The organism is Streptomyces sp. NPDC004752, assembly GCF_053601275.1.
The window spans coordinates 13,930-32,912 of sequence record NZ_JBSGBN010000057.1; the positions used below are offsets into that span (position 1 = coordinate 13,930).

At 72.6% G+C, this 18,983-nt stretch carries 9 protein-coding genes; 1 reads left to right on the forward strand and 8 read right to left on the reverse strand.

What is annotated here, in order from left to right; genetic code table 11:
• Positions 1 to 4: 4 nt before the first annotated feature.
• The gene (locus ACWEKM_RS23555) at positions 5 to 355 is read right to left on the reverse strand and encodes a VOC family protein (protein ID WP_451623168.1); all 351 of its coding nucleotides are present in this window, start codon (positions 353 to 355) and stop codon (positions 5 to 7) included.
• Between the two features lie 162 nt (positions 356 to 517).
• On the opposite strand from ACWEKM_RS23555, the gene ACWEKM_RS23560 reads away from it, so the two are divergent.
• On the forward strand, positions 518 to 1,897 hold the full coding sequence (locus tag ACWEKM_RS23560; RefSeq protein ID WP_451623169.1) for an FAD-binding oxidoreductase: 1,380 nt from the start codon (positions 518 to 520) through the stop codon (positions 1,895 to 1,897).
• Between the two features lie 102 nt (positions 1,898 to 1,999).
• On the opposite strand, the gene ACWEKM_RS23565 is transcribed toward ACWEKM_RS23560, so the two are convergent.
• From ACWEKM_RS23565 to ACWEKM_RS23595, 7 genes are read right to left on the reverse strand one after another with little or no spacing between them, the layout of a single operon-like run.
• On the reverse strand, positions 2,000 to 2,638 hold the full coding sequence (locus ACWEKM_RS23565) for an O-methyltransferase (RefSeq protein ID WP_451623170.1): 639 nt from the start codon (positions 2,636 to 2,638) through the stop codon (positions 2,000 to 2,002).
• Positions 2,635 to 3,426: a thioesterase II family protein gene (locus tag ACWEKM_RS23570; protein WP_451623171.1), complete on the reverse strand. Its 792-nt coding sequence runs from the start codon at positions 3,424 to 3,426 to the stop codon at positions 2,635 to 2,637. Before ACWEKM_RS23570 ends, ACWEKM_RS23565 begins: the two co-directional genes overlap by 4 nt.
• Positions 3,423 to 4,502, reverse strand: coding sequence for a Gfo/Idh/MocA family oxidoreductase (locus ACWEKM_RS23575; protein WP_451623172.1), 1,080 nt, complete (start codon positions 4,500 to 4,502; stop codon positions 3,423 to 3,425). The genes ACWEKM_RS23570 and ACWEKM_RS23575 overlap by 4 nt, the downstream gene beginning before the upstream one ends.
• Positions 4,499 to 5,641: a saccharopine dehydrogenase NADP-binding domain-containing protein gene (locus ACWEKM_RS23580; protein ID WP_451623173.1), complete on the reverse strand. Its 1,143-nt coding sequence runs from the start codon at positions 5,639 to 5,641 to the stop codon at positions 4,499 to 4,501. The genes ACWEKM_RS23575 and ACWEKM_RS23580 overlap by 4 nt, the downstream gene beginning before the upstream one ends.
• Positions 5,638 to 11,034 (reverse strand): amino acid adenylation domain-containing protein, encoded by a 5,397-nt coding sequence (locus ACWEKM_RS23585; RefSeq protein WP_451623174.1) that lies wholly within the window; start codon positions 11,032 to 11,034, stop codon positions 5,638 to 5,640. Before ACWEKM_RS23585 ends, ACWEKM_RS23580 begins: the two co-directional genes overlap by 4 nt.
• Positions 11,031 to 17,630 carry an amino acid adenylation domain-containing protein gene (locus ACWEKM_RS23590; protein WP_451623175.1) on the reverse strand — a complete coding sequence of 2,200 codons (6,600 nt, stop codon included), beginning with the start codon at positions 17,628 to 17,630 and terminating at the stop codon, positions 11,031 to 11,033. The genes ACWEKM_RS23585 and ACWEKM_RS23590 overlap by 4 nt, the downstream gene beginning before the upstream one ends.
• Complete coding sequence (locus tag ACWEKM_RS23595; protein WP_451623176.1) at positions 17,620 to 18,924, reverse strand: condensation domain-containing protein; 1,305 nt, start codon at positions 18,922 to 18,924, stop codon at positions 17,620 to 17,622. Before ACWEKM_RS23595 ends, ACWEKM_RS23590 begins: the two co-directional genes overlap by 11 nt.
• Positions 18,925 to 18,983: the final 59 nt, after the last annotated feature.

Below are 18,983 nucleotides of genomic sequence, written 5' to 3' on the forward strand. Positions count from 1 at the left end.
GCGGTCAGAGGTGGGCGAGGACGTTGACGACGTTGCCGTCGTGGTCCCGGTAGAAGAAGCGCCGTACCCCCCACTCCTCGTTCGCGGGCCCGTACAGGATCTCCAGGCCGGCGGCGCGGGCCCCGGCGAGAGCCGCGTCCAGGTCCTCCACCTCGATGGAGGCCGCCGGGTTCACCGGCCCGGTGGGGTCCTTGGTGATCAGGCTGACCTGCACGGAGTGGTCGGCCGGCGGAGCGAGGGTGACGATCCAGCCGTGATTCATGATCACTTCCATTCCGGTGACCCGGACGTGGGCTTCCACTGCGGAATCGAGATCGCTCACCGTGAGCAGCGGCATCGCGCGGAGTGCAGACATGTGCGCCAGCGTAACCAGCACTCCCCGCGGACCCGGGGGCCTTTCCGCCCTCTTTCACCCCCGCGTCGCGGACCCTTCGGCGGCCGTACGTTCTCCTCGCATCGGCCTCCTTGCGCGCGAGGGCGCGCCGGCCGAACCCGCCAACCCCGAAGGAGGACTGACGTGGGACTCGTCACCGCGACCGGTACGGCCATCCCGGAATCCAGGCTCGCGGAGCTGGGGGAGGCGATCAGGGGCCGGACCATCACCGCAAAGGACGCCGACTACGACGAGCGCAAGCAGATCTGGAACGGCTACTTCCAGAAGAACCCCGGGGCGATCATCCAGGTGGACGGCGCATCGGACGTCGTCAAGGTCGTCGACTTCGCGCGTGAGAACGACATCGAGCTGGCCGTCAAGGGCGGCGGCCACTGCTTCGCCGGCACCGGCACCGTCGAGGGCGGACTGCTGCTCGACACCTCCCGGCTGCGCGGCATCCGGGTCGACCCGGCCAAGCGCCGTCTGGTCGTCCAGCCCGGCCTGGAGCAGGGCGACGTCGACGCCGAGACCACCAGCTTCGGGCTCGCCGTCACCGGCTCCCAGGAGTCGTACATCGGCATCGGCGGCCTCACCCTGGGCGGCGGCCTCGGCTGGCTCGCCCGCTACCGGGGTCTGCTCGTGGACAACCTGGTCTCCGCCGACATCGTGCTCGCCGGCGGCGAGCTGGTGACCACCACCGCGCAGGACCACCCCGACCTGTTCTGGGCGATCCGAGGCGGCGGCGGCAACTACGGCGTGGCCACCCGGTTCGAGTTCAACCTGCACCCGCAGGGCGACTGCATGGCGGGGCTGCTCGCCTTCCCCATCGACCAGACGGTGGACGTGGCCCGGCGGCTCGACGAGTTCAACCGGACCGCCCCCGACGAGCTGACCACCTCCTTCGCCTTCCTCACCGCCCCGGGCGGCGCACCGGCGATCGGCCTGGGCTTCGTGCACGCGGCCCCCGACGACTCCACCGAGGACCTGATCGGCCGGATGCGCGGCCTCGGCACCGGCGCGCTCCTCGACCACTGCGGTCTGATGCCGTACGTGGCCGTGCAGCGGATGCTCGACGAGAACACCGTCGCCGGTCACCGGTACTACCCGCGCTCGTTCCTGCTGCCCGAACTGCGCGACGAGCCGCTGCAGATCCTCGCCGACGGGTTCGTCAACGCCCCGTCCGAACGGAGCCTGGTCGGCGGCGGCCTGATGGGCGGTGTCATGTCGAACGTACCGGCGTCCGAGACCCCCTTCCTGCACCGCGAGGGCTATCTGACCAGCATCCTCACTTCCTGGACCGACCCGGCCAAGGACGAGGAGGCCGTCGAGTGGACCGAGAAGGTGTACTCCGAACTCCTGCCGTACACCACCGGCGCGGTCTACGCCAACCACCTGGGCGTGGACTCCGCCGAGCGCATCAAGGACGCCTACGGCTCCAACTACGAGCGGCTGACCCGGATCAAGGCGGTCTACGACCCCGAGAACTTCTTCCACACGAACAACAACATCAAGCCGGCGAGCTGAGCCCGGTGGGCCCGCCCTCGGGATGCGGGCGGGCCTCCTGCGTACGACGGCGCCCGGACCCCTGCACGAGGTCCGGGCGCCGTCACGTGCGCGCGGGTCCGGTCAGCCGACCCGCCGGATGACGCTCACGCCCTCGCGCACGGTGAGCACGCTCTGCCGCACCCGGGGGTCGGCCGCGACATGCGCGTTGAACGCGCGCATCGCGACGGTGTCGGGCTGCTGGTCCCGCTCGTTGGCGACGCCTCCGAACTGGAGGACGTTGTCGGCCAGGAGCAGACCGTGCGGGGACAGCTTCGGCAGCACCGCCTCGTAGTAGTCGATGTACCCGGGCTTGTCGGCGTCGACGAAGACCAGGTCGAAGGGGCCGGGCAGGTCCCTGACCGACGTCAGGGCCGGGCCCTCCCAGAGGTGTATGCGCTCCGCCCAGGGGGAGGCCGCGAAGTGTTTGCGCGCGATCGAGGCGTGCAGCGGGCTCAGTTCACAGGTGTGGAGCTCGGCGCCCTCCGGCATCGCCTGGGCCATGCAGAGCGCGGAGTAGCCGGTGAAGGTGCCGATCTCCAGGATGCGGCGGGGCCGCTGGGCGAACACCAAAGAGGCCAGGAACTCCCCCTCCAGACTCCCCACCATCATGGCCGGCAGGTCCGTGGCGGCCTCGGTGTCGGTGACCAGGGCGGCCAGCCAGGACGGCGCGGGGGAGGAGACTTCCTCGGCGTACTTCTCCACGACGGGTCGTACGATCATCCTCGGTTCCTTCCCGCGGGGTCGGTGTGGGCGTGCTGGGAGTTGCCGTGCAGCCGCCTGGCCAGCCAGTGCGTCAACTCGTCGCGGGCGGGCCCGCGCAGATAGAAGTGGCCGCCCGGGAACGCGGTCAGCTCGGTCTGCGCCGAGGTGGCCTCCGCCCAGGCCGCCGCGTCCGCCGCGTCAACCTCGGGGTCCTCGGTGCCGTAGCAGACGCTCACCGGCACCGAGAGGTCGCGGCCGGTCCCGGGACGGTAGGTGCCCACCAGGCGGTAGTCCGCGCGGAGCATCGGCAGCGTCATCTCGCGCAGGCCCGGCAGCTGGAGCAACCGTGCGTCAGTGCCGCCCAGTTGGCACACGTCGGCCCACAACTGCTCGTCGTCCAGGTGCTTGTCGTCCGGGCGCTGCCGGGCAGGTCCCGGACGACCGGAGACGATCAGCCGCTCCGGTAGCGCCTCGCCCGCCGTGCCGAGCAGCCAGGTGACCTCGTGCGCGACGGAGGCGCCCATGCTGTGCCCGAAGAACCACACGGGCTTGTCGTCCAGTTGGGTCAGCGCCTTGGCCAGCGGCTCCACGAGGCCGGGCATATCGGTGCAGCAGGGCTCGCCGATGCGGTCCTCCCGGCCGGGGTACTGCACCACCATGCCCTCGACGCCCTCGGGCAGGTCGCGCACCAGCGGGCGGTAGAAGCTCGCCGCCCCGCCGCCGTGCGGGAAGAACACGAGGCGCCGCACGGCTTCGGGCCGGGGAAAGTAGCCGCGCAGCCACGGGTTCGGGACATCGGTACTCATGCCGGGACCTCCAGCAGATCCGAGGCCGCGAGGAGTTTCGGCGGCGCCTTCGGGTGGCGCAGCCGTACCGGCCCGCAGACCTCGCTCACGCGCATCGCCAGCTTCGCCAGGGCCACGTGGTACTGCACGTGCCCCCGGCTGTCGGCGCCCGACCGGGCCTCGTCCCAGGTCGCGGTGATGGCCCGTGCCGTGGCCTGCGGCCACAGTTCGCGCAGCACCTCGCTGTACGAGGCACCCTGCGCCGGACCCAGGTGCTCCACGCTCGGCACCATGAGGTGCGGGGCCGCGGAGTCGCCGAAGCGCACCAGTTCCTTCATGTCGCCCGGCATGTGCGGGCGCATGCTCCACTGCACCGGGCCGTGCGTGTTGACCAGGGTGAGGTGCCCCCCGTCCGTGCCCAGGGTGATGCGGTGGAAGAGGTGGCTGTAGTTGTCCGGGTCAAAGGGCACCAGCTCGTTCTGCAGCCGGAAGGACATCGGAACACCGGCGAAGCGGCCGGTGAGGCTCCGGTACGGTGCCTCCGGTGCCTCCGCGAGCGCCCCGTCGACGCCGTGCGGGCGGATCGACCCCAGCGCCCGGCCCAGGATGTCGAAGACCGTGTAGAGCACCTGGAAGGCACAGGTCACGTCGAGGAACAGCGGCTGCTGCCGGGCCACCAGGCCGCGGGCGGCACCGATGAACCGGCGCACCGGCTCCACGTGCGGATAGTGGGTGTTCAGCCGGAACACCACCCCGGACTCGGTGGCAGCGCGCAGGCACGCCACCAACTCGTCGGGGTGCAGCGGGTGTTCCTGCAGCACGTGCACGCCGCGGCGCATCAGCGCCTGGGAGAGCCGGGGCCCGGGGCCGCCGTTCATCACCCCGCCGACGACCACACAGGCCAGGTCGACGTCGTCGGGCACCTCCTCGACCGTGGACCACAGTGGTACGCCGTGGTGCGCGGCGCAGGCGCGGCTGCGGGCGCTGCCGGACGCGAGGATCCCGGCCAGCTCGAAGCCGAAGTCCGCCCGCTCGAAGGCCGCCAGGTAGGCGCGGCCGAAGCCGGTACCGGCCACCAGGACGCGTGGGCGGGTCACAGTTCGCCCTCCTCCATGGCACGGGCCGCGAGGATCGGCCGGTCGACGACCTCCAGCAGCCCGACCGCGGGCTCGGCCCGCAGAGCGGCGAGCACGGTCTCGGCGTCGAGTACGTCGGAGCCGAAGTGCACCCCCGGGCCTGTCCTGCCGTCGAGCACCGCCAGTACGGCCAGCGCACTGGCGAGGCCGGTCAGGGCGTAGGTGTCGCCGGCGCGCAGGGCCAGGCTGCGGGTGGTTGGGCGTCCGGTGTCGTCGGTGCCGGTGACCTCGAACAGCATGAGCTGGAACGGGTCCCTGCCGAACAGGTCGAGCGCCGCGGCACGGGTGAGCTCCTCGGCCGCTTCGGCGAGAGCGGACTCGCCACGCATCGCCCCCTGGAGTCTGCTCAGGCAGTTCATCATGTGCGCGCCGCCGTCGAAGACGTTGTACCAGTCGATCTCCGTGAGCCCGGTGACCTCGGGGAGCCGCGCGGACTCGAAACTCAGGTACGGGTAGACGTCCACCCGGTTGTGCGCGTAGGGCAGTTCGACGCCGGTACGCGGCTCCAGCTCGCGCTCCACGCGGATGCCGCCCCTGATCGCGCCGCGAGCCTCCCCGTACGCACCGCCCATGGACAGCAGGTAGTCGGCGGCTCCGGCCGGGGTGAGCCGGTCCATCGTGCCGACGTAGGCCGTCAGCCGCCTCGGGCGGCTCATGGTGGAGCACAGGTGGCGGGGGAGCAGACCGGTCAGGCCCGGCTGCATGCCCGCCGTGATGACGGCGGTACCGGTGAAGGTGCCCGGCCGGGTCAGTGCCTCCAGCAGCGGTTCGTCACCGCCCGGGTCGACATAGTCGGCGCCGGCCGCCGCCGCGGCCCAGGCCACCCGGTCGAGGACCTGGTAGGACGGGCCCGCGCAGTTGAGGACGACCCGCGCGCCGCGGCAGAACCGGGCCAGCGACCGGCCGTCATACAGGTCCACCTCGACCGCCTCGCCGCGCAGACCGGACTTGGCCAGCAGAATTTCGGCCCGGGTGCGGTCGCGCCCGCCGAGCCGTACGACGGCGTCGGGAAGGCGGTCGCCGATGGCCCGTACGGCGGCCGCGCCGACGGCGCCGTAGGAGCCGACCACCGCGACCGACGGGGTGCTGTGCTCGCTCACGCGTTCTCCTCATCGGGCAGGTCGATCACCTCGGAGGTGACCAGCTCACGGCAGGTGAAGTGGTCGCCCGGCACGGTCTGTCGCAGCAGTCCGCCCACGCAGACCGACTCCCACAGCGCGGTCATGTCGGCGGCCATGGTGGGCCAGATCGGGGACTCCTCGTCGTGCACCAGCAGCCGGGCTTCCCCGGTGTACAGACCGGGGTCGTGGGCGGCGACGCAGGCCGCCAGCGCCCGTCCCCGCGCGAGGCGTTCGGCGAGTTCGTCCGCGCCGAGCCCCAGCGCCCCGGCGAGCGCGGCCAGCCGCTCCTTGCGCGAGAGCGCGCCGAGCGCGGCGGCCGTCTCGCCCACGGCGCGCAGCTCCGGCTCGCTCCGGTCCGCCAGCGCGGCCAGGGCACCGGGCGGTATGTCACCGGCGGGGGCGAGTGCGGCGAGCGCCGACCCCAGTGCGGGGACGTCCGGGTAGCCCAGGGCGGCCGGGTCCTGCCCGCGGTCCAGGCAGAGCAGCGCCTCTTCGAGGACGTCGTCGCGGACGGTGGCGGGCAGCGGATAGCTGCTCAGTACGGTCAGCCCGCACACCGGGGTGCCGAGCTCGACCAGCTGCTGGGCGACGGCGAGTGCCAGCACACCCCCGCTGTGCGCGCCCACCAGATGGAACGGACCTGGGCTCAACGCCCTTACCCGCGCCACGATCTCCTGCGCCACATCGTCCAGGCTCTGCCCCTCGGCCACCCGCACCGGCGGCACCACCACCACCGGGTCCAGCGTCCCGAGACCATCGGCGAGCCGCTCCACGTTGCCGCCCAGACCGTCGCCGACCAGAACGTGCACCGGGTTGCCGAGAGCGTCCGCCGTCCCGGTCAGCGCCGGCTCGTCACCGGCCCCGCTCTCCTCAAACCCGTCCTGCCCCCGCTGGAGGAACGCGGACAGCTCGCGCACCGACGCGCCGCCCAGCAGCTCGCGCAGCAGCTCGTCGAAGAAGACCTCGGCCGCGGCCGGCACCTGCTCGCGCAGCGCCGTGACGAGCTGGGCGGCGAGCAGCGAATCCCCGCCCAGCGCATAGAAGTTGGTGTCGAGCGGCACCTGCGACTCGCGCAGTACCTCCGCGTACACCGCGGCTACGCCCAACTCCAGTTCGCCGGCCTCGCGCACGCTCTCCCCGGCGACCGCGGCGCCCGCCGCGCGGTGCTCTTCGGCCCACCGGGTCAGGGCGGCGCGGTCGACCTTGCCGTTGTCGGTCAGCGGCAGCGCGTCCAGCACCTCCAAGCGCGACGGGATCATCTCCGCCGGGAGCCGCTCGGCGAGCCGCCGGGCCAGCTCCTCGGTGTCGAGCGGCTCCCGGTCGGTCTTGAAACGGGCCGCGAAGACATGCATCCCGATGCGGGCCAGCTCGTCCTCGGATGCCGGGACGCACAGCTCCAGGTCGGCCCCGGCCTCGGCCAGCAGGTCGTACCACTGTCCGCGGCCGATGAAGGTCTGGTCCTTGCCGTGGCGCACGTCCTGGAAGTCCCCGGCGGTGGCGTCGAAGAGGAACTCCATCGAGGTGAGGATCTGGTAGTTGTCGCGGGTCGTCTCGATGAAGACCAGCCATCCGCCGGGCACCAGCGCCTCGCGCATCCGGCGCAGGACCGCGCGGGCGTCCTTCGCGTAGTGCATGACGTTGCCACACAGGATCACGTCCACCGAGTTCGGCCTGACGCCCTGTTCGCGGTACGGCTCGTTGAAGTCGAACAGCGCGTAGTCCACCCAGGGGTGTTCGGCGAACCTCTCACCGGCTTTGTTCAGGAAGAACTGCGACACATCGCTGAAGGTGTAGCGGACGTTCTCGCCGTCCAGCGCCGGGATGGTGTCGACACTGGTGCCGCCGACGCCCGCGCCGACCTCCAGCACCCGCAGCGGACGGCCGAAGGTGTTGCGCCGGGCCACGCCCAGCACGGTGGAGGTGGCCAGCCGGTTGAGGTAGCGGGAGAGGAAGCCCTCCATGTAGGCGGCTTCGTGGATGCTCAGGTCGCCCTCGGGGAACAGCATCCGCAGCGGGTCCCGCTCGTCGCGCATCAGCTCCGGCAGGTGGGTGGCGGCGAGCTTGAAGTAGTTCACCAGCTCGGGACGGTCGTTGGCCTCCGGCAGCAGCCGGTCGACCTCGGCCCACGCCCGCTCGACGTCTTCGGGGGTGACCAGGCGCGGACAGCCGAAGGTGCCGTCCGTGGCCCGGTCCAGGTAGCCGTTCTCCACGCAGGCGGCCAGCCAGCGGCGCACCAGCCGCTCGTGCTTGGCGGCCACCCTGGCCAGCCGCATGATCTCGGAGGTGCTGTGCCGCGTGGCGGCGTTCGGCCACACGCCTTCCCGGCGCAGGACGTCGACCATGCGGCGCAGCGCCGCGTCGTCGAGCACGGCCGCGAACTCGACCACCTTCGCGACGTCCACCCCGGCACGGATCTCCTCGGCCGCCGCGAGCACCTCGGGCACCAGGGCCTCGTCCACGGCGTGGTCGGCCGGGTCGGCCGACGAGGGCGAGACGAAGGCGACCAGCCTGCGGTCGTTGCGCTCGCCCTGCGTGGTCACCGCCACCGCGTCGACCTGCGGATCGGCGGCCAGGGCCGACTCCACCTCGGCCAGTTCGATGCGATGGCCGCGGATCTTGACCTGCCGGTCGTCGCGGCCGATGAACTCCAGGGTGCCGTCGGGCAGATAGCGGGCGAGGTCGCCGGTGCGGTACACGCGCTCGCCGTCCGGCAGCGCGAAGAAGCTCGCCGCGGTCTTCTCCGGGTCGCCCAGGTAGGCCTCGGCGAGGCCGGTGCCGGCGATGTACAGGTCGCCCACGACGAGGTCGGGGCTGGGCCGCAGGAACGCGTCGAGCACGTGGAAGCGCTGGTTCTGAAGCGGAGTGCCGTACGGGATGCTCGCAGCCGCCGTGTCGACCTCGCCGATCGGGTGGAAGATCGACCAGATCGACGCCTCGGTGGCGCCGCCGAGACTGTACAGCTCCACCCGGGGGAGCCGGGCGCGGACGGCGTCGGGGAGCGTCACGGGTATCCAGTCGCCCGACATCATGCCGAGACGCACGCTGGTGCACTCGCGGCCGTCGCCGCGCAGATACTCCTCCAGCAGCATCATCTGGGCGGGCACCGTGTTCAGCACCGTCACGCCGTGCCCGGTGATCAGCTCGGCCCAGTGCGAGGGGTCGCTGCGCCGCTCCGGGTCGGGAAGCACCAGGGTGCCGCCCCGGCCGAGGACGCCGAAGACATCGAAGACCGACAGGTCGAAGCCCAGGCTCGACAGCCCCAGCGCGACGTCGTCCCTGCCGATCCCGAACCTTTGGCACACGTCGTCCAGGGTGTTGACCGCCGCACGGTGACTGATCTCCACGCCCTTCGGCTCGCCGGTCGAGCCCGAGGTGAAGATGACGTACGCCGAGTCGCCCGGGGAGACCGGAACCTCGTCGAAGGTGGCCGTGGACAGCCGGTCCACGTCGATACGTCCGACACCTGCGGGCAGTTCGCCGCCGACCGTGCTGTGCGCGACCACCAGGCCGATCCCGGCGGACTCGATGATCCTGTTGCGTCGGGCGTCGGGCTGGCCCGCCTCGACCGGGACGTACGTGCCGCCGGCCAGCAGCACCCCGAGCGCCCCGGCGATCTGCTCCCAGCCCTTCTCCAGCACCACCGCGACCCGCTGGTGCGGCCGGTGGCCCTGCGCGGTGAGCGCGGCGGCCACGGCGGCGGCCCGGCCGGTCAGCGTCGCGTAGTCGACGCCTCCGCGGTGGTCGATCACCGCCGTCGCGTCCGGGCACCGGCGTGCCGCGTCGAGCAGCGCCCGGTGCAGCAGCGCGTCGCTCACGGGCCGGGCCGTGTCGTTGACCGCCGCGCGCCGCTGCGCCTGGTGCGCGGGCAGGGCGAGCGGGTCGCCCTGCCACGCCTCGTCCCCGTCGGCGAGCCGGTGCAGGAGGTCACGGAACGCGGCGAACATGTCGTCGAGGACCGGCTGGGGCACGGTGTCGTCCCGCACGTCCCAGTTGACGAGCAGCGCCCCTGCGGCCTCCATCGCCTGGCAGTCCACCCAGACCTGCGGCGTCTGACTGATGCCGCTGCGGATCTGGGAGCGCATCATGCCCTGGGGGGCGAGACCGTCGGAGAGCCCGATGGCGCTGGTGAACACCACCGGCATCATCGAACCCTGTTGGCCCCGGCGGCGGGTCAGCTCGCGCAGCACCTCCACGCCCGAGAACAGCCGGTGGTCGAGGTCCTCGAAGAGCTGCTCGCCCGCCCTGCGGGCACGTCCGGCGAAGGTGTCGGCGCAGCCGCCGTCGACGGCCAGCAGTTCGACGGAGGTGAAGTCGCCCACGATGTCGCCCACGTCCGGGTGCAGCGGCAGTCGGCTGAGCACCGTCACGTCGAGCGTGAACCGGGGGCTGCGGCTCCAGCGGCCGATCACCTCGGCGTACGCGGCCATCACGGCCGTCGAGGCGGAGACCTGCTGTTTCCCGGCACGGGTCTTGAGCGCCGACCACAGCGCGGGCTCCAGTCGCAGCTCGCGCCGGGTGAAACCGGCCGCACCGTGTCGGCTGGGCCGGTCGACCAACGGCAGTTCGGGGGCGGGCGGCAGACCGTCCAGGCGCGCTGTCCAGTAGTCGCGGTCGCGCTCGTACGCGGGCCCCTGGCGCACCGCCCGTTCCGCCCGCAGATAGTCACGGAACGAGATCCCGGGGGCCGCGAGAGCGGCGTCGGGGTCCTCGTAGAACGTGCCGAACTCGTCCAGCAGCCGGTAGATGCTCACGTAGTCCGCGATCAGGAAGTCGATGGAGAAGTGCAGGACCGCCCGGTCGGTGAACTCGGTGACCTCCAGCGAGTACAGCGGGCACGCGGTGACGTCCTTGGACTCCGCGGAGAGCCGGCCGCGGACCTCGCGGAGCGTCTCCTCGCCCGCCCCCGCGGGCAGCGCGGTCGTGTCGTGCCGGCCGATGACGGGGGCGGGCGGATCCTTCAGCACCCGCTGGTAGCCGTCGTAGTCGATGACCACGCGCAGCATCTCGTGCCGGTCGACCACCCGCTGCCAGGCCCGCAGCAGCCGGTCCTGGTCGAGCGCGGGGAACTCCAGCTCGCCGTAGGCGTGACAGGGCACCGAGCCGTACTCGAAGGCGCCCCGACGGCCCAGCAGGTAGGCCGACTGGACCTCGGTGAGCGGGAACGGCTCGTGGGCCGCGTCGGGATCGGGCCGCACCTGCTGCGGGCTGCGCTCGCGCAGCGCCCGGAGCACGTCCTCCCGGCAGCCGGAGAGCAGGGCACGGCGCTCGGGGGTCATGGTCCCTTCCGGGCCCCGGAACCGGAGTCTGCCCTCGTCCTCCCACAGGTGCAGTCCGGCCTGTTCGAGTTCGCTGATGATGTCGGCGGCGGTCACAGGACACCTTCTTCCAGTCGGACGGAGGCTTGGCGCGGGTGGCTGCCGGAGATATCGGCGTCGAGGACGGCGGCGATCCCGGCGATGGTCGGGTGGTTGAAGAGCTGGCGCAGCGAGAGCTCCACGCCGAAACGCTTGGCGAGCTGCTGGATGATCCGGGTGGCGGTGAGGCTGTCGCCGCCGAGGCCGAAGAAGTTGGCGCTGCGGCCCACCCCGGGGGCCTCCAGCAGATCGGCCCACACCTCGGCCACCGCGCGTTCGGTGTCCCCCCGCGGACGGTCGTCCGCCACAGGCTCCGGTGCCGAGTGACGCAGCCCGTACGTCTGGGCGATGGCGGCGCGGTCGACCTTGGCGTTCGCGTTCAGCGGCAGCCGCTCGACGACGGTGAGGTGTTCGGGGAGCATATGGGCGGGCAGGTGCGCGGCCAGCGCCGCCAGCACCTGCGCTGCGGCCGGTGCGGGATCCGCGCCCTGCTCCGGGGTGACGACCGCGGCCAGGCGGTGCACCCCGGCGCTGATGTCGACCCACGCCACCGCGGTCGAGACACCGGGCAGTTCGCGCAGCCTGGTCTCGATCTCGCCGAGTTCGATCCGGTGCCCGCGTACCTTCACCTGGTGGTCGCGCCGGCCCAGGAACTCCAGGATCCCCGAGGGGCGGTAGCGGCCCAGGTCGCCGGTGCGGTACCACCTCTCGCCCCCGGACGCGACGAAGGAGGCCGCTGTGCGGTCCGGGTCCCCGCGGTAACCGAGCGCCACACCCGAGCCCCCGATCCACAGCTCGCCAGGCACGAAGTCGGGCCGGTCCCGGCCGTGTGCGTCGACCACGCGGAAGCGCTGGTTGGCCAGCGGACGCCCGTACGGGATCGACACCCACGCGGGATCGACGGCGGTCACCTCGTGGGCGTTCGACCAGATCGACACCTCGGTGGCACCACCCATGGCGACGAGCAGGGCGTTCGGGGCGCTCGCCCGCAGCCGGTCGCAGAGGTCCAGCCCGACCCAGTCGCCGGAGACGATCACCACGCGCAGCCCCGGCAGGCTCGCGCCCGACTCGCAGGCCACCAGCAGCATGTCGAGCAGGGTGGGCACTGTGTTCCAGACGGTGACCTTGTGTTCGGCGGCGAGACGGGCCCAGACGGCCGCCTCCCGCCGGACGTCCTCGGTGAGGGTCACCACGGTGCCGCCCACCGCGAGCAGTCCGAACAGGTCGTAGACGGACAGGTCGAAGTCGAGTGCCGAGACCTGCAAGACCACGTCGGCGGGGCCCACGCCGTAGCGGGCGTTGACGTCGTCGATGGTGTTGGCGGCCGCCGCGTGGGTGATCTCCACCCCCTTGGGCTCGCCGGTGGAGCCCGAGGTGTAGATGACGTACGCGAGCTGTCCCGGGTCGACCGGCACCGGCTCCGCGAGCGGTGCGGCCGCCGACGCCTCGGCCACCGGCACCAGCCGCACCGCCTCGTCCCAGTCCCCGCCGGACTCCGGGCCCTCCGCGACCAGGGCCAGGCGCGCCCCGGCGGACCGCACGATCCGGTTGCGGCGCGCGGCCGGCTGGCCCACTCCCACCGGTACGTACGCGCAGCCCGCGGCCAGCACGCCGAGCACCGCGACCACCTGGTCGGGCCCCTTCGGCAGCGAGACGACCACGGTCTCGCCCGGCCGCGCCCCGAGCGACACCAGGTGTCCGGCGACACCGAGAATTCGGCCGGCCAGCTCGGCGTAGGTCAGAGCCGCGCCGGACGGCGTGCGCACCGCGACGGCACCGGGGGTGCGGCGGGCGATGTCGAGGACCGGCTCGTGCAGCGTACGGGCGGGGCGGGCCACGGTGGTGGCGTTCGCCTCGGCGCGGACCTTCGCCTGCGCCTCGGGAAGGGCGACCGGCGGGGCCGGGCGGGACCAGTCGCTGTCGGCGAGCGCCACCAGCAGGCGGCGCATCGCCTCCAGGGCCGCCGGGATCACCCCGGGACTGTAGAGGCCCTCGACATGGTCCCAGTTGACGGCGAGTGAGCCGTCGCGTTCCACCACCTGGCAGTCCAGGGCGACCTGCGGGCTCTGGGAGAGTCCGCGGCGCAGCTCGCCGAAACCGAAGGAGAGGTCCTTGAAGTCCGCGCTCACCCCGAGTGTGGAGGTGAACACCACCGGCATCAGCATCTGTCCGCCCCCGGAGCGCCGGGCCAGTTGCTGGAGCACCCAGGTGGTGGAGACGTTGCGGTGCTCGATGCCCTTCCAGACCTGCCCCTGCAACCGGCGCACGGTGTCGGCCCAGGAACCGCCGGGACGGCTGTGGTGACCGAGCAGCAGCAGCGAGGTGAAGTCGCCGACCACCTGGTTCACCTGGGGATGCACGTCCTGCCGGTCGAAGACCGTCAGGTTGAGCGTCAGCGAGGTCTCGGCGCTCCACGCCGCCAGCACCTCGGCGAAGGCGGCCGCCACGACCGTCGACGCGGTCAGCCCCTCGTCGGCGGTGCGGCGGCGGAGCTTCGCCCAGGTCACCGAGTCGATGCGGAACTCGTCCCGCACGAACCGCGGCCGGTCGATGTGTTCGGGGTCCAGGGCCGTGGGCAGCGCCGGAGCCGCGGGCAGCTCCTCGATCGCCTTCAGCCAGTACTCCTCGTCCCGCGCCTTCGCAGCGGGATCCGTCCGCCGGCCGAGCAGGTAGTCGCGGAAGGACAGCTGCAGCGCCGGGAGTTCCCGGCCGGGGTCGGCGTACAGCGCGTCCAGCTCGGTGAAGATGGTCATGATCGACAGCGCGTCGAGCACCACGTAGTCGAAGCCCACGCCGAACACCGTGCGTCCGTCGTCCCGTTGCACGGCGCGCACGTCGAACAGCGGCCAGGAGGTCACGTCGAGCACCTGCTGCGCCATGTCCCCCAGCGCGGCGACCGCCTCCTCGTGGTCGGCCGCGGTGGTGCGGGTGACCGCGAACCGGTAGTGCGGCACCTCGGGCAGGATGCGCTGGCCGCCCTCGCCGTCCAGCACGGCGCGCATCATCTCGTGCCGTCGCACCAGCGTGTTCCAGGCGGCTTCCAGCCGGTCCAGGTCGACCTGGTCGCTCTCGAACTCCCAGTACCAGTACGAGGCGACGCCGCCGAGGACGAAGTCGGGGTCGCGGCCGAGCCAGTAGGCGCGCTGCACGTCGGTGAGCGGGAAGGGCTCGTACCGGTGCTCCGGGTCGCCCGGGACCGTGCCGGGGACCTGCGCCTCGGTGCGCGTCAGCGTCTGGGCGAAACCACTCACCGTGGGACGGGTGAACAGGTCGCCGAGCCTGGCCTCGTACCCCTGCCGGCGCAGGGCGGCCAGCAGGCGGGCGGCGTGCAGGCTGTCGCCGCCGATGTGGAAGAAGTTGGTGTCGCGGCCGAGGGGCCCGCAGCCGAGCAGGTCCGCCCACAGTGCGGCGACCGTCTCCTCCGCCGCACCGCGCGGGGCGTTTGACGCGCCGCCGGACATCCGCTCGCTCACCAGCGCGGCCAGCAGCCGCCCCGCCTCGGTGCGATCGACCTTGCCGTTGCGGCTCAGCGGCAGTTCGTCGACGGCCACCGCCCGCGCGGGGACCATGTACGCGGGCACCTGCCGGGCGGCAGTGGCCAGCACTTCCTCGGTGTCGGCCGTGCTCGGAGCGACCAGGGCGTACAGCGCGCCGCCGTGCCCGGCGACCGGCGTCACCACGGCGTCGCGCACCCCGGGATGCAGGCCCAACGCACGTTCGACCTCGCCGAGTTCGATCCGGTAGCCGTTCACCTTGACCTGGCGGTCGGCGCGGCCGAGGAACTCGATCACGGCCCCGGGCCGGTAGCGGGCCCGGTCGCCGGTGCGGTACCAGCGCGCGCCGTCCGCCGTCACGAACTTCGCGGCGGTCAGCTCCGGTGCGCCCACGTACCCCCGGGCCACCCCGGCCCCGCCGATCCACAGCTCCCCGGCCACCCAGTCGGGGCGGTCGCCGCCGTGCTCGTCGACGATCCGGCAGCACTGGTTGGGCAGCGGCACGTTGTACGGGATCGATGCCCAGGAGGGATCCACCTCCGTGACCTCCTGGACGGTCGAGTGGATCGCGGTCTCCGTGGTGCCGCCCAGGACCACGAACACGCTGTCCGGACGCAGCGCGTGCACCCGGCCCGGCAGGTCGAGCCCCGCCCAGTCGCCGCCGAGGAGCTGCAGCCGGAACGGCCAGCCGCCCGGCTCCGGCCGCGACGAGGCCGTGGTCAGCGCCATGTCGAGCAGCGCGGGCACGCAGTTGAGGACGGTGGCCCGGTGCTCGGCCGCCCTGCGCAGCCACGTCTCGGGAGAGCGCCGCTCCTCGTCGTCGACCAGGACCAGCGCGCCGCCGCAGGTGAGGGGGCCGAAGATGTCGTAGACGGAGAGGTCGAAGTCGAGCGCCGACAGACACAGGGTGCGGTCGGCGGGGCCCATCCGGTAGCGCTCGTTCAGCGCGGCCACGGTGTTGTGGGCCGCCGCATGGGTCAGCTCCACGCCCTTGGGTTCCCCGGTCGAGCCGGACGTGAAGATCACGTAGGCGGGGGCGTTGGGCGAAACGGCCACCGGACGCTCCAGCGACGGCAGTTCACGGTCGGTGCCGCACCGTACGTCGATGTGCGGGATCCGGCCGTCGGCCGCGTCCCGGGCCGGACCCGCGGTCACCGCGCACCGGGCGCCGGACAGCGACTCCACGGTGCGCCGCCGTGCCGCCGGCTGTTCCGTCCCCACCGGCACATACGCCGCGCCCAGCGCATGCACCGCCAGCACCGCGACCACCTGTTCGACGCCCTTGGGCAGGGTGATCACGACCCGGTCGCCCGCGGTGACACCGGCGGTGCGCAGGACGTGGGCCAACCGCAGGGCCTGCTGGGCGAGTTCCCCGTACGTCAGCACCCGGCCGTCGCCCCAGAGGGCCGCCGGTGCCCCACCGCGCTCGGCCGCCTGCCGGAAGAACTCCTCGTGCAGCGCCCGGCGGGGCAGGTCCGCGCGGGTGTCGTTGGCGCTGCGGCGGGCCTGGAGCTGCGGTGCGGGCGGTCGCACCGGCAGGCTCTCCCACCAAGCGCTGGGCTGCGAGGCGAGCAGCCGCACCCGGTTGACGAAGGCATCGAACATCGCCTCGGGAACACCGGCCTCGAAGAGGTTCTCGGCGGTCTCCCAGTTGATCATCATGCCGTTGTCGTGCTCGATCAACTGGAGGTCGATCCACACGCCCGAAGTCTGCGAACTCATCCACACCGGGGTGCCGAGTACTCGACGGGTCGCCCCGTCGAACAGCTCACCGAGGCTGAGCGCGCTGGTGAACACGGTGCCCGCCCGCCGGTTCGCCCCGGCGGCGGTCCTGGCCAGGTCGCGCAGGACCGAAGTGCCACCGTACGCCGCGTGCGCGGCATCGTGCCGGTACTGCTCCTGCACCGTGTGGGCGCGCTCGACGAAGGTGCGGCGCATGTCGGGCGCCACCTGGAGCAGCAGCAGGTCGGTGAAGTCCCCGACGATCCGGCCGACGTCCGGGTGCACCGGGATCCGGTTCAGCACCGGCAGGTTGAGCAGGAACTCCGACTCCTCGCTCCAGGCCGCCAGGACGTCCGCGTAGGCGGCGGCGACGGCCATCGACACCGTCAGGCCGTTGCTGCGCGCATGCTGGGTGAACCGTTCGTAGGTCTCCTGGACCAGCCGGGCGTGCCGCCGGACCGTGTGCACCCGCTCGATCCGTTCCGGCGGCGCGGCCAGCGGCAGCCGGGGCGCCTCGGGCAGGTCCTCGGCGCGGTCGCGCCAGTAGGAGACGTCGGCCGGGCGGGGCTCCCGGCCGCGCTCGGCGACCAGGCGGCGGTATTCGGGGAAGGTCAGGGCGGGCCGCGCGGGTGCGTCGGCCGGGTCCGCGTAGTGGCGGGCCAGGTCGCCGACGACGATCCGGAAGCTCGACGCGTCGCAGACGACCATGTCGATGTCGAGGAAGAGCCGGCCCTTCCCGGCCGGCAGCACCGCCAGCCGCACGTCGAGCCCGCCCCCCTCGGCGACCGGCAGCGTCTGGTGGGACAGGGCCTCGCGCAGCTGCGCCAGCCGCTGTTCGCGCTCCGGGTGCTCCAGACCCCGCAGGTCGACGACCTCGTCAAGACCCCGGCACTCCGGCAGGATCCGCTGGCCCCCCTCGCCGACGGCCGCCCGCAGCATGGGGTGCCTGCGGCGTACCGCGGCCACCGCGCCGTCCCAGCGCGCGACGTCGGCGGTGACGTCGAACTCGAAATAGAAGTGCGACCCGGTGTTCAGCGGCATGCCCGGCTGACGGCCCGACCAGTAGGCGTGCTGCATCGGGGCCAGCGGGAACTCGTCCGACCCGGCGGCCGTATCCCGCTCCGCCTCCGGGCGCGGGCCCGTGCCGTCGTCGGTCCCGGACAGCAGCGCGGCCCAGGCGCGCACGGTGGGTTCCTCCACCAGGTCGCCGAAGGTCACTTCCACACCGGCCTCCTGCCAGGAGGCCGCCAGGCTCATCATCCCGAGGGAGTCCAGGCCGAGCGTGACGAGGTCCTCGTCCAAGCCGATCTCCGCGGCCGGGAGTTCCAGCCGCGCGGCGACGGTGTCGCGGATCTCCTCGGCGGACAGCGCGCGTCCCGCCCTCACCTCACTGGTCATCGTGGCCTCCCGTGCGCTGCCGGGGGCGCGCCCCGGCCTGGTCGGTGTGGGGCGCCGCGCTGCGGGCGGCGGTCGTGCAGATGTCGACGTACGCGGCGAGCAGCGACTCGACGAACTCCGTCTCGAAACGGTCGGGGTTGTAGAACAGCAGCACCCGCACCGTGTCCCGGTCCGGCACGGCGACCAGCTCCAGCTCGAAGCGGGTGGCGACGTCGTCGGGCACCAGGACCTCGATGTCCAGCCCGCCGGCCCGGGTCGAGTACACCGGGTCCGCCATCATCTGGAACACCACGTCGTCGAGCCGGCGGTCGGTGCCGCCCAGCTTGATCGGCAGCATCTGGAACGGCAGCGCCTGGTGGACGAACGCCTCCATCACCGTGCCGTGCGTGGCCCGCAGGTGCGCGGCGAAGTCGCCGCCGGTGAGCCGGGTCCGCAGCAGCACCATGTTGGCCAGGAACCCCACGGTGCGCCGGTGTTCGGCGCTGCGGTTGGCGAACAGGGTCGCCACCGCCAGGTCCTCGGCGCCGCTGACCGACTTCAGGGCCCGGTAGTAGGCGGTGAGCAGGGCCACGAACATCGTCGACCGCTCCCGCTTGGCCAGGGCGTCCAGCGCGGCCACCGTCGGCGCGTCCAGGACGTGCTGCACGAGCCTGGTGTCGCGCGGCGCGCCCGCGGTGGCCGGCCGGATCGGCAGCGGGGGCAGCGTCACGTCCTTCAGGCGCTCGCCCCAGAAGGCGCTCAGCCGCTTCCCGGAAGGACCGGCCAGGGTCTCGCGCTGCTCCTCGGCGAATCGTGAGTACGCGGTGGCGTCGCCGCAGGGCCTGCCCTCCAGCGCGGCGCACAGGTCCTCGAAGATCACGTTGCAGGACCACGAGTCGGTCACCATGTGGTGCATGTTGAAGCAGAGCACATGATGGTCCTCGGCGAGCCGCCACAGGGTGATGCGCACGGCGCTTTCGGTGGCGTCGATCCGGGTGCCCAGTTCCCCGGCCACCTCCCGGTCGGCGCACGCCCCGGGATCCGGCTCGCCGGTCAGGTCCACCTCGCGGATCCGCGGTGACCCGGCCGGGTGCACCAGCGCCTTGAGGCGGCGGCCGCCGCCGGTGAAGGTGGTGCGCAGCGCCTCGTGCCGGGATGTCACACGGCCGACCGCCTCCCGGAGCCGGTCACGGTCGAGCGGGCCGCGCAGCCTGCACAGCACCGGGCAGTTGAGCGCGCCCTCCTCGCCCCGGTAGCGGTCGAGGAACCACAGCAGCGTCTGGCCCACGGACGGGCGGATCTCGGTGACTGTCACGTCCGGCAACGTAACGACGGTCGTCGCCCGCGCAGCCGCCGCTGAAAGAAAGCTGAGAG

What these genes read in the sequence shown, in the direction of transcription:
- ACWEKM_RS23555 (WP_451623168.1), bottom strand. Translation starts at nt 355, where the DNA reads ATGTCTGCACTCCGCGCGATGCCGCTGCTCACGGTGAGCGATCTCGAT.
- ACWEKM_RS23565 (WP_451623170.1), bottom strand. Translation starts at nt 2,638, where the DNA reads ATGATCGTACGACCCGTCGTGGAGAAGTACGCCGAGGAAGTCTCCTCC.
- ACWEKM_RS23570 (WP_451623171.1), bottom strand. Translation starts at nt 3,426, where the DNA reads ATGAGTACCGATGTCCCGAACCCGTGGCTGCGCGGCTACTTTCCCCGG.
- ACWEKM_RS23590 (WP_451623175.1), bottom strand. Translation starts at nt 17,630, where the DNA reads ATGACCAGTGAGGTGAGGGCGGGACGCGCGCTGTCCGCCGAGGAGATC.